15 protein-coding genes are annotated in these 11,771 nt (G+C 63.5%); 9 read left to right on the forward strand and 6 right to left on the reverse strand.

Annotation, left to right across the window (positions count from 1 at the left end):
• Positions 1-10: 10 nt before the first annotated feature.
• On the forward strand, positions 11-166 hold the full coding sequence (locus AC07Y0_RS11860) for a hypothetical protein (RefSeq protein ID WP_498677439.1): 156 nt from the start codon (positions 11-13) through the stop codon (positions 164-166).
• 27 nt (positions 167-193) lie between these two features.
• Here AC07Y0_RS11860 and AC07Y0_RS11865 read toward each other — a convergent pair whose 3' ends face one another.
• Positions 194-634 carry a glyoxalase superfamily protein gene (locus AC07Y0_RS11865; RefSeq protein ID WP_028736192.1) on the reverse strand — a complete coding sequence of 147 codons (441 nt, stop codon included), beginning with the start codon at positions 632-634 and terminating at the stop codon, positions 194-196.
• 338 nt (positions 635-972) lie between these two features.
• Here AC07Y0_RS11865 and AC07Y0_RS11870 point away from each other — a divergent pair, with 338 nt between their 5' ends.
• Positions 973-1,320, forward strand: a complete 348-nt coding sequence (locus AC07Y0_RS11870; RefSeq protein WP_498677441.1) for a hypothetical protein — start codon at positions 973-975, stop codon at positions 1,318-1,320.
• Between the two features lie 80 nt (positions 1,321-1,400).
• Here the strand turns inward: AC07Y0_RS11870 and AC07Y0_RS11875 are convergent, their stop codons facing one another.
• Together AC07Y0_RS11875 and AC07Y0_RS11880 are read right to left on the reverse strand one after the other, a co-directional pair.
• Positions 1,401-1,853, reverse strand: a complete 453-nt coding sequence (locus AC07Y0_RS11875) for a host attachment protein (protein WP_498677443.1) — start codon at positions 1,851-1,853, stop codon at positions 1,401-1,403.
• 97 nt (positions 1,854-1,950) lie between these two features.
• Positions 1,951-3,504 (reverse strand): right-handed parallel beta-helix repeat-containing protein, encoded by a 1,554-nt coding sequence (locus tag AC07Y0_RS11880; RefSeq protein WP_498677445.1) that lies wholly within the window; start codon positions 3,502-3,504, stop codon positions 1,951-1,953.
• A 248-nt stretch (positions 3,505-3,752) separates the two neighbouring features.
• On the opposite strand from AC07Y0_RS11880, the gene AC07Y0_RS11885 reads away from it, so the two are divergent.
• Positions 3,753-4,136, forward strand: a complete 384-nt coding sequence (locus AC07Y0_RS11885) for a PilZ domain-containing protein (protein WP_498677446.1) — start codon at positions 3,753-3,755, stop codon at positions 4,134-4,136.
• Positions 4,137-4,265: 129 nt separating this feature from the next.
• Positions 4,266-5,375, forward strand: coding sequence for a pyridoxal phosphate-dependent aminotransferase (locus AC07Y0_RS11890; protein WP_498677448.1), 1,110 nt, complete (start codon positions 4,266-4,268; stop codon positions 5,373-5,375).
• A 172-nt stretch (positions 5,376-5,547) separates the two neighbouring features.
• Here the strand turns inward: AC07Y0_RS11890 and AC07Y0_RS11895 are convergent, their stop codons facing one another.
• Complete coding sequence (locus AC07Y0_RS11895) at positions 5,548-5,814, reverse strand: SEL1-like repeat protein (RefSeq protein ID WP_115670620.1); 267 nt, start codon at positions 5,812-5,814, stop codon at positions 5,548-5,550.
• 538 nt (positions 5,815-6,352) lie between these two features.
• Between AC07Y0_RS11895 and AC07Y0_RS11900 the strand changes: the two genes are divergently transcribed.
• Positions 6,353-6,694 (forward strand): DUF2147 domain-containing protein, encoded by a 342-nt coding sequence (locus tag AC07Y0_RS11900; RefSeq protein ID WP_498677450.1) that lies wholly within the window; start codon positions 6,353-6,355, stop codon positions 6,692-6,694.
• Positions 6,695-6,769: 75 nt separating this feature from the next.
• Here the strand turns inward: AC07Y0_RS11900 and AC07Y0_RS11905 are convergent, their stop codons facing one another.
• Positions 6,770-7,462 (reverse strand): glutathione S-transferase family protein, encoded by a 693-nt coding sequence (locus AC07Y0_RS11905; RefSeq protein ID WP_498677452.1) that lies wholly within the window; start codon positions 7,460-7,462, stop codon positions 6,770-6,772.
• Positions 7,463-7,647: 185 nt separating this feature from the next.
• Between AC07Y0_RS11905 and AC07Y0_RS11910 the strand changes: the two genes are divergently transcribed.
• From AC07Y0_RS11910 to AC07Y0_RS11920, 3 genes are all read left to right on the forward strand, one after another.
• Positions 7,648-7,815, forward strand: coding sequence for a hypothetical protein (locus AC07Y0_RS11910; RefSeq protein ID WP_498677453.1), 168 nt, complete (start codon positions 7,648-7,650; stop codon positions 7,813-7,815).
• Between the two features lie 23 nt (positions 7,816-7,838).
• A complete protein-coding gene (locus AC07Y0_RS11915) occupies positions 7,839-8,015 on the forward strand; it encodes a hypothetical protein (protein ID WP_498677457.1) in 177 nt (58 codons plus the stop codon).
• Positions 8,016-8,133: 118 nt separating this feature from the next.
• On the forward strand, positions 8,134-9,636 hold the full coding sequence (locus AC07Y0_RS11920) for an AMP nucleosidase (protein ID WP_498677459.1): 1,503 nt from the start codon (positions 8,134-8,136) through the stop codon (positions 9,634-9,636).
• Positions 9,637-9,701: 65 nt separating this feature from the next.
• On the opposite strand, the gene AC07Y0_RS11925 is transcribed toward AC07Y0_RS11920, so the two are convergent.
• Entirely contained in the window at positions 9,702-10,676 is a 975-nt protein-coding gene (locus AC07Y0_RS11925) for a lysylphosphatidylglycerol synthase domain-containing protein (protein WP_498677461.1), read from the reverse strand.
• Between the two features lie 90 nt (positions 10,677-10,766).
• On the opposite strand from AC07Y0_RS11925, the gene AC07Y0_RS11930 reads away from it, so the two are divergent.
• The gene (locus tag AC07Y0_RS11930) at positions 10,767-11,771 is read left to right on the forward strand and encodes a glycosyltransferase family 2 protein (protein WP_498677463.1); all 1,005 of its coding nucleotides are present in this window, start codon (positions 10,767-10,769) and stop codon (positions 11,769-11,771) included.

An 11,771-nucleotide genomic window follows, 5' to 3' on the forward strand; every position in this document is an offset into this window, starting at 1 on the left:
GAAGCTCCCAATGCCGATTCTGGAAGGTCGCGCCGATCGCCGCTTCGGGCCGCGCGAGAAGGAAGGCCAAGGGGTAACGCGCCGATACCGGCCCGTCAAGCTGGAGGGCGGATCTGCCGAGGACCGCGCCATCGCTTCGGCAGCGAACGGCCCGGCCGGCACATGAGGTGTGCAGACCGGGCCGGGCTTCGGGTCAGAGGTCGAGCACGAGATGTGGCCGACCGTTGGAGGTGTGACGAGGCGAGACGCCCTTTGCGTCGATCGTCGCGGTGACGCGCTGGCGGAAAGCCGAGAAGCTGTCGAAGGTGACGACATCGACCGGATCGTCGAAATGCAGCGTGATGGCGTAGTAGCTGCTCTGCGACAGCCGCGACAGGGCAAGCACCTTACCGCGAAAGCGCTGGCCGAGATATTCGCCGGAAACGACCGCGCCGACGGCAACGGGTGCCGGCTCTGCATTGTCGCTGCGGGCGGCGAGCGCCGAGATGGTGTTCCAGTCGCGCGCGCCGTGGCTCTTGGCCACCAGTTCGAGTGCGGCGCTATGGGTGACGGGCGTGCCGCCGCCGGACATGGCGTCGCGCAGGCGCCGGGCCTGGGATTTCAGTTCGTCAATCGTCAGTGTGGCCATGGACATGGCAAACCTCTTTTCTCATGGCATGCGAAAAGATCGAAGGGAGCCCGCATTGCCCCCATCGCGCATGCGCGCAAAAGGGTTTCATTCCATGTTTCAAGAGGACTTCACCAAGGGCATATCACCCGCGGGCGGCCGGCGCCTCGAACCGGGATCACATATGGAAAGCCAAATGGCTCATGTCAAGTCGACCGGGTGACGCGGCCGTTCCGAGACCGCCCATCGGCCGGGACGCTGCGACCGGCGGCCGCACAAGACTTGATTTTTATCGATAGCGTTCAGGAAGCGTCAGGGAAGTTGCGCTAAATTGGGATCCTAAAAACAATATCGGGGAGGGTGCGATGCCCCTGCAGGTCATACCGGACGCAAAACAGAACATTCCGCAGGACCGGGTCTACGAGAAGTTCAGGATCGATCGCCCCGGCAAGATCATCTTCGTCGGCCGTCATCTCAGCACCAAGAACAACCTGCGCTGCCTGATTCATTCGATTTCGCTCTACGGCGCAGAACTCGAGGTCAGCCCGCACGTGCCTGTCCCCAGCAACTTCTTCCTGGAAATCCTCGGCATCCATGACGAGATCGGCTGCACGCTGATCCGCCGCGAAGAGGAAAAGGTCACCGTCGGCTTCAACATGCTGATGGATGCGGAATTCCTGCATCACGTCGTGCGGCTGTCCTTCGAACTCTGAGGCGTGCCGACCTCCAGGGCCGGCGACAAAGACAACAGGCCTCCGACGTTCGCGCCGGAGGCCTCTTTCTGTCCGGTTGCCTATTTCAACGCGGCGAGGTGCTTCTCGATCTCGGACACGGTCAGCTTCACCAAGTCCTTGTCGATCTCGGCACGGACGACGCCTTCCGGCAGCGAGGCGAGTTCGGCGCGCAGGAGGCCAAGAGCCCGCGGCGGCGCGATCAGGATCATCGCCTTGATCTCATGCGATTCCACCAGTTTCTCGACCTTCCTGGCGACGTCCTTCAGGAAGTCGCCCTCGGCCTGCTCGTGCCAGTCGGTGTCCTCCATGGCGCTGCGGGCCGTGCCTTGCGACTGGTACACGCGGCCGGGCCGGTCGGAACCCAAGTCACGGCTTGCCTCGTCGGGTTGGGACTGATGGTCGACGACCGTGAGGTTGACGAGGCCGGCATCGCCATCGTTGCGGAGGAAGAGTGCCTTTGCACCGTCGCAGACGATCACCCAGGACTTGTGGCCAACATTGAAACGGCTCATGATTTTCTCCCTTTTTTCGCGAGGCAATTCCACCTCTGTTTTGATAGTAGGCCCGTCGGACCGCCCGTTCAAGGCGAGCCACGCACCTTGCGGTTGGTCACGGTGCCGCAGAAAACCTTGCCACCGTCGCCGCATCGAGCGGGTGATGGTCTATCGCAGTTCCACCCTCGATCGGCCGCCCGGCCTCGGAAACGCCGTCGCCGTTTGCGTCGACAAAACCCTCTGCCGTTTCGTCGAAATCGTCGTAGCGATTGCCATGGCCACCGTCGTCCCATCGGTTCGAGGCGGGAACGAGGCCTTGCAGCATGGCGCCGAGCATCGCCTCGCGCACCGAGCGGTTGGCGCGCAACTGCTGCTTGACCGGTTCCGGATAAGGCAGGCTGTCGATCACGCCGGAAAGGTCGTCGACCGTCAGCCGGCGGCCGGAGGAGTCGAAGGCGTTGACTCCGTTCCCCGCCATGTCATTCAGCGTCAGCAGATTGTCGGCCGAAGGCGTGGCAAGCGGATTGCCGCCGCCGATGCGGATACCCTCGGCCTTGTTGTCCGCGACCGTGTTGCGGTTGATGCGGTTGGCGCTCGAACTGACGAGAAAGATGCCGTTCGCGTTTCCCGTCACCGGATTCGCCCGGATCTCGTTGCGATCTGAACCGCTGACAAAAATGCCAGCGCCGAGGTTGTCGAACACGCGGTTGCGGGCGATCAGGCTGTCCTCGGTGCTGCACAGGATGTAGATGCCGCTGCCGATCGCCTCGCGGTCGATCACGCCGATCCCGGAGAGGCCGAGGCTGGCCGCCGCCGTCTTCTCCATCAGTTCCATCTGCGCGACATCATGCTTGCGCTCGATCCCCGTCGCGTGGACGACATTGTCCTCGATGGTGAGGCGGCGGCTGTGCCAGGTGGCGGAGATGCCATAGCTGCCATTGCCGCGAACCTCGTTGCGGGCGATGAGCAGATCCTCGCTGCGCTGGGCCTTGGCATTTTCGGCGGCGATCCTGGCGACCGAAGCCGGATCGCCCAAGCTGGCGAAAGGCGAACGGCGATCGGCATGCAGCACGTCGATGGAGACGCCGGTCTCGTTGCGCAGGATCGAATTGCCGACGATGCGGTGCTCGCGGCCGCCGAAGATCGCGATGCCGTCGCGGGCATTGTCCTCGATCTGCGAGGCTTCGATCGTCGAGCCCCGGCCGCCCAGCATCACGACACCCCAGTCATTGCCGGAAAGACGCAGGTTCTTGAGCGTCGCGCCATCGGCGGCGACGCTCACGCCGGCATCGCCCCAGAAGAAGAAGAAGGGATCGTCGCCCTTTCCCGAATGACGAATCTCCAGGTCCTCGACCACCACGCCTTCGGCGCGGATCGTCAGCACAGAACCCCGGCCCCCGCCGTCGAGAACCGGCCGGTCCGCCCCCTGCCCCCGCCCACTGAGCGACACCCGGTGTTCGATGAGGAAATTGCCCGTGTGCGGCCCGCCGGAGACCTCGATCACCTCGCCGTCGCGGGCGCTCGACAGTGCATCCTGCAAACCGTCGAAGGTTTCGCCCGTCGTGCCGTTGCGGATGGCGCCCGAAGCCGCAAGCGCGACCGGTCCGCAAACCGCGCCGGCGAGCAGGCCCAAAATGGCAAGGGACAAGCCCTTGTACGGCTGACGCATTGTGAAAATTCCCCGATCGCCTGTCGCTCACCCTAGTTGGACGCGAACCCCTCAACAATGATCGGGATCAATTGCCCAGTCGGCCCCGCCACGGGTACCGAGAGGCCGGCGCTGCGGCCTGAAATGCAATTTACCCTTGGAAAACGGATGATTCATAAAAACTTAGCGTCTTGATTGACCGCACGACAATGCTTTTGCTGCAGCCTCCCCTTCAAGAAACCGCCGCAAGGCGCAAAGGGGGGGAAGCCATGCAGGATGGAACACATCTGGCGGCGGTGAGTTCGGAAATGTACGAGCGCAAGTGGGAGCGGTTCTATGTCCGACGCCCGGCGCGCATCATGGCCGTCAGCCCGGGCTTGAGCGGCATCACCATGCGCAGCGGCGAAGTGGTGGACATTTCGCAAGGCGGCGCGGCCCTCGAGATCACCACGACGATCGGGCTCTCATCCCACTACTATATCCAGGTGATCGGGCTCGCCGACCGGATCGGCTGCGCCGAGGTCTATCGCAACGGCAGCCGCGTCGGCGTCAAGTTCATCTGCCCCATTCCCGAACACATCCTTCATTCCATCGTGCGCGCCGACTTCATCATGGGCGACAAGGTGAGGAACGCCGCTCCCGCCTATCGCTAGGCACGCCCCTTCACAGGGGAAAGATGTGCCCGCGGACGCGGCACTTCCGGCAAGACCTGCCCTTGCGCAGGGCGCAATTGGACCTATTGTGTGCCGGATTTCAATCTTTCCAGGATTCTGAAGAACAGCATGTCCGGTTTTTCGCGCTTCACCCCCTTGATCAGCGCCCTTCCCGCAACCGTGCCCTTCGTCGGGCCGGAAGCCATCGAGCGGCAGCGCGGCCTTCCGGTCATCGCCCGGATCGGCGCCAATGAGAGTGGCTTCGGCCCCGCCCCTTCCGTGCTCGCGGCCATCCGCGATAAAGCCGGCGAGATCTGGAAGTACAATGATCCGGAAAATTTCGCCCTGAAAACGGCGCTGGCCGCTCATATGGGTCTCGCCCCGGCCAATATCGTCGTCGGCGAAGGCGTCGACGACCTGCTCGGTCTGGTCGTCCGACTGGTGATCGAGCGCGGCATGCCGGTCGTCACCTCGCTCGGCGGCTATCCGACCTTCAACTTCCATGTCAGCGGGTTCGGCGGACGGCTCGTCACCACGCCCTATGTCAACGACCGCGAAGATCTCGACGGCCTGCTGGCGGCGGTAAAGCGGGAAAACGCCCCGCTCGTCTATTTCGCCAATCCGGACAATCCGATGGGCAGCTGGTGGGATGCCGACAGTATCGTATCGTTTGCCCGGGCGCTGCCCGAGACGACGCTGCTCATTCTCGACGAAGCCTATTGCGAGACCGCGCCCGCCGGCTCGGCGCCGCCGGCCGATGCGCTGATCGACCTGCCGAACGTGCTTCGCATGCGCACCTTCTCCAAGGCCTATGGTCTCGCCGGCGCACGCGTCGGCTATGCCTTCGGCACGCCGGAGACGGTTCTTGCCTTCGACAAGATCCGCAACCATTTCGGCATGCCGCGGCTTTCGACCGAGGCGGCGCTCGCCGCCCTTGCCGACCAGGCCTATCTGAAGGACGTGGTTTCGCGCATCGTCTCGGCACGCGAGCGGATCGCCGCGATCGCCACGACCAACGGGCTTGCTCCGCTGGCCTCGGCCACCAATTTCGTCGCCATTGACTGCGGCCGCGACGGCACCCATGCCCGCGCCATCGTCGACGGACTGATGCAGCATGGCGTGTTCATCCGCATGCCGGGCGTTGCCCCGCTCAACCGCTGCATCCGCGTGTCGACCGGATTGCCGGCCGACATGGACCTGTTCGAGGACGTGCTGCCCAAGGTGCTGAAGTCGCTCTGACCGGGCCGTCTTAGGCCCAAATAAAAAGAACCGCGCCGGCCTTGTTCCTGCCGGTCGCGGTTCTCATGTGTTGGCTCAGGCCCCGTCCAAAGGTCCCCCGCCACGCTCCCCTCTCCCAGGGTTTTTCTTGTCTGTCGAACCCGGTATCATACCGGGGAATTGATCGTGACGATCAGTGCATCGTCATCCATTCGCGGGCGGCGCGCAGCGCCTCGGCGAGTTCGCCCTTGCTCATCGTCTGGGCCAGATCGGCGCGGAGTTCCGCGGCGCGTTCGCAGCCCTTGATGGCGGCGATGTTGAGCCACTTGTGCGCCGAGACGAGATCGATGGAGCAGCCGCGGCCGGTTGCATACATCAGTCCCATGTCGCAGAAGACATCGGCGCGAGTTTCGCCACCCATCGTGGCCATTTCGGAATTGTGCATTTCAAAGCGTGCCATCGGTTTTGTCCCTGTCTAGCCTAACGGTTTAAACTGTCCCTGTTCTGGCCCTTGAGAGGCCTTCCTTTGGAACCCTTGGCCGTCTGTCGCGGCGTCTTGGAGGTTCTTCCGGAGCGGCGGGTTTTCCCTGCTCGTTTGATGACTTCACTATGCCGGAAGGCTTTCAACGGGCGCTTAAAATCCATGATTAATTTGCTGAAAACAAAGTACAAATGCTTTGTAAACTTGGTTTTTCGTTAAGCATCGCCACGCCTGCATCTCAAGGATTTCGCCTCAAAATTTACGAAAACTTTAGACGCCGATTTAAACCGAACGATAACCAAGAAAAGCACTCGGCTTTTGAAGCCTCTGTCGGAGAGGCCGAAAAACCGGCCTTTCGGCGCGGTTGTAAAGGCCCGGAACGGCTATTTACCTTTACGTCCGCGTAAGATATTTTTCCTGCGCTGACCCATGGAGCGCGCCCGTCCGGCGCGGCCATGCCGGCATTGGAGTGTCGGACCCTCAGCATTCGGGCTCATTTCGGGAGGAGAGTTACACAATGCGCATGTTCATCGTTGCCGCGGCAGCGGCCCTGGCATTTTCGGCCGCCTCGGTCCAGGCTGCCGAACCGATCGAAGGCAACTGGAAGACGGCAAGCGGCGCCACCGCGCAGATCGCGCCTTGCGGCGGCAGCTTCTGCGTGACGCTGAAGACCGGCAAGCATGCCGGCAAGCAGATCGGCAAGATGGCCGGCGCCGACGGCGCCTACAAGGGCACGATCACCGATCCGGACGCAGACAAGACCTATTCCGGGTCCGGCAAGGTATCCGGCAATTCGCTGAAGATGCAGGGCTGCGTCATGTCGGTCTTCTGCAAGACCCAGACCTGGTCGCGTCTCTAAACCGCAGCAAGCGTCAAGAACGAGAGAGGCCCGGCAGACGACTGCCGGGCCTCTCTTTCTTTTTGGGCATTTGCTTCAGCGGGCCTTCTGGCCGAACAGGACCTTCTTGGCCTCGTCGTCCTGGGCGATGTTGCTGCGCTTCTCCTGTCCCACGGCAATGCCGCGCTCGACTGCGGGACGCGCCATGACACGCTCGAACCAGGCTTTCAGGTTCGGGAAGTCGTCGAGGTCCTGGCCCTGGTTCTTGTGCGGCACGACCCAGCCGATCGAGGCGATGTCGGCGATCGAATAGTCGCCGGCCAGATAGTCGCGATCGGCAAGCCGCCTGTTCATCACGCCGTAGAGCCGGTTCACCTCGTTGGTGTAGCGATTGATGCCGTACTCGATCTTCTCCGGCGCATACTGGCGGAAGTGGTGCGCCTGGCCGGCCATCGGCCCGAGGCCACCCATCTGCCAGAACAGCCACTGGTCGACTTCGACGCGGGCACGCTCGTCGGTGGGATAGAGCTTGCCGTACTTGCGGCCGAGATATTGCAGGATGGCGCCCGACTCGAAGATCGAGATCGGCTCGCCGCCCGGACCGTCCGGATCGATGATCGCTGGCATGCGGTTGTTGGGAGCGATCTTCAGGAAGTCCGGCTCGAACTGCTCGCCCTTGCCGATGTTGACGTATTTCACCTCGTAGGGAATGCCGAGCTCCTCGAGCATGATGGAGATCTTCCAGCCGTTGGGCGTGGGCCAGTAATAGAGTTCGATCGGCTTGGTCATCGGGTTCTCTCCGGTTCGTCGGGGAAGGTTTGCGGGATGTCCCCAAGACTTAGACACGACCGGCGGATGTTCAAGTGAATTCCCCTTAACCGATCTGAATGCCAGATGAACCGGCGCATCAGCGCCGGTTCAGGGCCGGGCCGTCATAACGTCAGCATCAAAACGACGAACCGGGGGAAACGGTGATGGAAAAGCTGGCACGGCGCATGACGATCTTCACTCTGGGCATGGCCATCTTCGCGATGCTCGTCGCCGGACTGGTGACCGCCGGCAACGGCGCGGCCGGTCGCTCCTTCTCCGTTTCGTCCGCCTGCATTCCCGCAGGCGCCGCATTCTGCAACACCGCCCTTTGAACCCTGCTCCCGAGGACACCACCATGCGCGCTTCCGCCCGCCACACTGCCGCCCTCTGCCTTCGGTGCACCCTTGCCGCCGGCCTGTTTCTCGGCCCGCTCGTCGCCGTCGGCGTCGCCCGGTCGGAAGAGATCAAGATTGCGAAGAGCGGCGCAGGCCTCGTGCTGTTCGTCAGCCTCCAGCGCCAGTCGATGAGCTGAGTGTCTCCGCGGACGGGCTTTGCCCGCCGCCGCGATCATCCGCCCCCACCGTACTAATCTGTGAATAGAGCGCAAACGACGTCGTTTGCTTGTCAAGAAGTCTCCACTATAATGACTCATGAACAAGCGAATCCATTTCCACGCCCCCATCAATTTCATCAGTCCCGATCCGTTCGAGCCGCAGGTCTTCACGGACGCCAAAGCCGCAGTCGACGCGCTGACCGCGCTTTATGGGCGCAATACCAGCTTCCTGATCGACGGGTTTGCAGCGCTGGCCAATGGCGCACCGATCGCCGGGCGCTACCGTGCCTTCTACCCCCAGGTGACCCTCGAGACGACGAGCTATGGCCAGATTGACACCCGCCTCGCCTATGGCCATGTGACCGCGCCGGGGCTCTACACGACGACCGTGACGCGGCCCCAGCTCTTCCGTCACTACCTCGAAGAGCAACTGGCGCTGTTGATCCGCAATCACCAGGTCCCCGTCGTGGTGTCGGAATCGGCCACGCCGATCCCGCTGCATTTCGCCTTCGACGAAGGCGCGCATGTGGAAGCGGCCGCCAGCGGGCTTGCCGACATGCCGCTGCGCGACCTGTTCGACACGCCGGACCTGACCGTCACCGACGACGAGATCGCCAATGGCGAATACGACCCGCGGCCCGGCGAGCCGCAGCCGCTCGCCCCGTTCACCGCCCAGCGCATCGACTATTCGCTGGCGCGGCTGTCGCACTACACCGCGACCAGCGCGGCGCATTTCCAGAACTTCGTGCTGTTTACCAACTACCAGTTCTACATCGACGAGTTCTGCGCCTATGCCCGCAAGCTGATGGCAGACGGCGGCGGCGGCTATACCGCCTTCATCGAGCCGGGCAACCTCGTCACGCTTCCGGGTCACAGCGAGCCGAGCGAAGGCGTGGCGATCGGGCGGCTGCCGCAGATGCCGGCCTATCACCTCAAGGGCAAGGGTCACGCCGGCATCACCATGATCAATATCGGCGTCGGCCCCTCGAACGCCAAGACCATCACCGACCATGTGGCGGTGCTGCGCCCGCACGCCTGGTTGATGCTCGGACACTGCGCGGGCCTGCGCAATTCGCAGCGTCTCGGCGACTACGTGCTGGCCCATGCCTATGTGCGCGAGGACCATGTGCTCGACGACGACCTGCCGGTCTGGGTGCCGATCCCGGCGCTGGCCGAAGTGCAGCTGGCACTGGAGGACGCTGTCGAGGAGATCACCGGCTACGAGGGCTTCGAGCTGAAGCGCATCATGCGGACCGGCACGGTCGCCACCATCGACAACCGCAACTGGGAACTGCGCGACCAGCGCGGGCCGGTGAAGCGTCTGTCGCAGTCGCGGGCGATCGCGCTCGACATGGAATCGGCGACCATTGCCGCCAACGGCTTCCGCTTCCGCGTGCCCTACGGCACGCTGCTCTGCGTCTCCGACAAGCCGCTGCATGGCGAACTGAAGCTGCCAGGCATGGCGACCGCCTTCTACAAGACGCAGGTCAGCCAGCATCTGCAGATCGGCATCCGCGCCCTGCAGAAGCTCGGCGCCATGCCGAAGGAGAAGCTGCATTCGCGCAAGCTGCGCAGCTTCTTCGAGACGGCTTTCCAGTAGCAGTCACTAGCCCGATCCTGGGACCAGACCCGGGATGACGGGAAGATCATATCAGGGCGGGCCGCTCAACGGCCGGCCCTGAGGCGCCTTATCTCGTTGAGCGCCAGCGACAGCACGGTGCCGGTCAGCGCCGAGAGAATGATCATCAGATGCATGTTGATGCTGGCGCGGGCCAGCGTGTCCATCGCCCCCTCGGCGGTCGGCGCGCCGAGCGAGACGGCGCCGGCGACGATGCCGGCCGAATAGGTACCAACGCCGGCCGGGGCATGGAAGGGCAGAACCGAGGACAACTCGCCGCCGAGCGCCCCGCCGAAGGTGGCGGAAAGCGGCACGACGCCCATCAGTCCGAGCGCCCAGGCGAAGACCAGAACCTTCACGCCCCAGTTGACCACCGTCGCCATCCAGGCGCGCAGCAGCGCAAACAGGTCGCTCGGCAGCCCGTCGATGATGCCGTCGAGGATGCGGGCGAGCTTGCCTTTGAGGCGCGGGCGAAGGGCGGCCAGCACCGGCCCCTTCAGCAGGAAGGCCGGGATGGGGGCGACGAGGAAGGCGAGCCAAGCGAGTGCCGGGCCGGTCTTCGCCTCCGCCGAGAGAACGAGCCCAAGCCCGCCGGCGGCGAGAAGCGCATGCAGGTCGAGGAGCCGCATGACCAGCAGCGCCGCGGTGCCGTGCAGCAGGGGCACGGAGAACTCGGAGCGCATCAGCAGCGGGAAGCTCGTCTCGCCGCTGCGGAAGGGCAGCATGATATTGAGGAGATTGTGCACCTGGGCCAGATGAAAGAGCTCGACGAAGCGGCCCGATGTCTCTTGCGGGAAATAGTCGTAGAGCCGCCAGGCGCGGACGAAATAGGTGGAGACGAGGAGGCCGATCACGGCTGCCACGGTGCCGTAGCCGATGGCGCGCCACTCGGCGACGATAGAGCCCCAGCCCCAGACATAGTGGACGAAGGCGGCATAGGCGAGGATCGCAGCGGCAGCGATCAGCGACAGCCGATGGCGCACCAAGGCCGACGGCCGGCTGTTCTGCTCGTCTGTCTGCATGGGGTCCGAGAAGTTCCGAATTGCACTCTTTGATTTGTTCCTATAACAACCGGCACAACAAAAGCCAGACATTTCCGGAGTATCCCCGCCATGTCGTACGAGCGCCTTTCCCAACCAACCCAGGACGATACTGCCGTCTACGACGTCGAACTGTCGCTGGTCATCCCGGTGATGAACGAGGAGGAAAGCCTCCGCCCGATGATCGATCGCGTCTGCGATGCGATGAAGGGCTTCGACAAGAGCTGGGAACTGATCCTGATCGACGACGGCTCGACCGACAAGACGCTCAGCATTGCCCGCTCCTATCTCGGCCGCGAAGATCTCGATCTGAAGATCGTCGAGTTCCAGCGCAATTTCGGCAAGGCCTCCGGCCTGCAGGCAGGCTTCGACGCGGCGCGCGGACGCCTGATCGCCACGCTCGACGGCGACCTGCAGAACGACCCCTACGACATCCCCTCCATGGTCGCCGAGCTCAACGCCCGCGATCTCGACCTGCTCTGCGGCTGGCGCAAGGCGCGCCAGGATGCGCTGGTGCTGCGCAAGATCCCGTCCTGGTGTGCCAACCGCCTGATCGGCGCGGCGACCGGCGTGAAGATTCACGACAACGGCTGCGGCCTGAAGCTATACCGTTCGTCGATCATCAAGCAGGTCCGCATCCTCGGCGGCATGCACCGCTTCATCCCGGCCTGGGTCGCCTCGGTCGTGCCGAGCTCGCGCATCGGCGAAGTTGTGGTTACCCACCATGCCCGCCAGTTCGGCGAATCCAAGTACGGCATTTCGCGCACGATCCGCGTCTTCCTCGACCTGCTGTCGGTGCTGTTCTTCATGCGCTTCAAGCAGCGTCCGGGCCATTTCTTCGGCACGATCGGCCTTCTGATCGGCGCGATCAGCTCGCTGATCCTGCTCTATCTCGCCTGGGTCAAGTTCGGCCTCGGCGAAGACATCGGCACGCGCCCGCTGCTGCTCGTCGGCGTCATGCTGTTCCTCACCTCGATCCAGATGATCACCACCGGCATTCTCGCCGAGATGCTGGCGCGTTCGGACGACACGACGAAGAACTACATCGTCCGGAAGACCTATCAGAAGGACGCCTGA

It is taken from the genome of Allorhizobium sp. GW101-3B10 (assembly GCF_059424725.1).

What these genes read in the sequence shown, in the direction of transcription:
- AC07Y0_RS11905 (WP_498677452.1), bottom strand. Translation starts at nt 7,462, where the DNA reads ATGACCAAGCCGATCGAACTCTATTACTGGCCCACGCCCAACGGCTGG.
- AC07Y0_RS11870 (WP_498677441.1), top strand. Translation starts at nt 973, where the DNA reads ATGCCCCTGCAGGTCATACCGGACGCAAAACAGAACATTCCGCAGGAC.
- AC07Y0_RS11895 (WP_115670620.1), bottom strand. Translation starts at nt 5,814, where the DNA reads ATGGCACGCTTTGAAATGCACAATTCCGAAATGGCCACGATGGGTGGC.
- AC07Y0_RS11910 (WP_498677453.1), top strand. Translation starts at nt 7,648, where the DNA reads ATGGAAAAGCTGGCACGGCGCATGACGATCTTCACTCTGGGCATGGCC.
- AC07Y0_RS11865 (WP_028736192.1), bottom strand. Translation starts at nt 634, where the DNA reads ATGTCCATGGCCACACTGACGATTGACGAACTGAAATCCCAGGCCCGG.
- AC07Y0_RS11880 (WP_498677445.1), bottom strand. Translation starts at nt 3,504, where the DNA reads ATGCGTCAGCCGTACAAGGGCTTGTCCCTTGCCATTTTGGGCCTGCTC.
- AC07Y0_RS11930 (WP_498677463.1), top strand. Translation starts at nt 10,767, where the DNA reads ATGTCGTACGAGCGCCTTTCCCAACCAACCCAGGACGATACTGCCGTC.
- AC07Y0_RS11925 (WP_498677461.1), bottom strand. Translation starts at nt 10,676, where the DNA reads ATGCAGACAGACGAGCAGAACAGCCGGCCGTCGGCCTTGGTGCGCCAT.
- AC07Y0_RS11900 (WP_498677450.1), top strand. Translation starts at nt 6,353, where the DNA reads ATGCGCATGTTCATCGTTGCCGCGGCAGCGGCCCTGGCATTTTCGGCC.
- AC07Y0_RS11890 (WP_498677448.1), top strand. Translation starts at nt 4,266, where the DNA reads ATGTCCGGTTTTTCGCGCTTCACCCCCTTGATCAGCGCCCTTCCCGCA.
- AC07Y0_RS11885 (WP_498677446.1), top strand. Translation starts at nt 3,753, where the DNA reads ATGCAGGATGGAACACATCTGGCGGCGGTGAGTTCGGAAATGTACGAG.
- AC07Y0_RS11915 (WP_498677457.1), top strand. Translation starts at nt 7,839, where the DNA reads ATGCGCGCTTCCGCCCGCCACACTGCCGCCCTCTGCCTTCGGTGCACC.
- AC07Y0_RS11875 (WP_498677443.1), bottom strand. Translation starts at nt 1,853, where the DNA reads ATGAGCCGTTTCAATGTTGGCCACAAGTCCTGGGTGATCGTCTGCGAC.
- AC07Y0_RS11860 (WP_498677439.1), top strand. Translation starts at nt 11, where the DNA reads ATGCCGATTCTGGAAGGTCGCGCCGATCGCCGCTTCGGGCCGCGCGAG.
- AC07Y0_RS11920 (WP_498677459.1), top strand. Translation starts at nt 8,134, where the DNA reads ATGAACAAGCGAATCCATTTCCACGCCCCCATCAATTTCATCAGTCCC.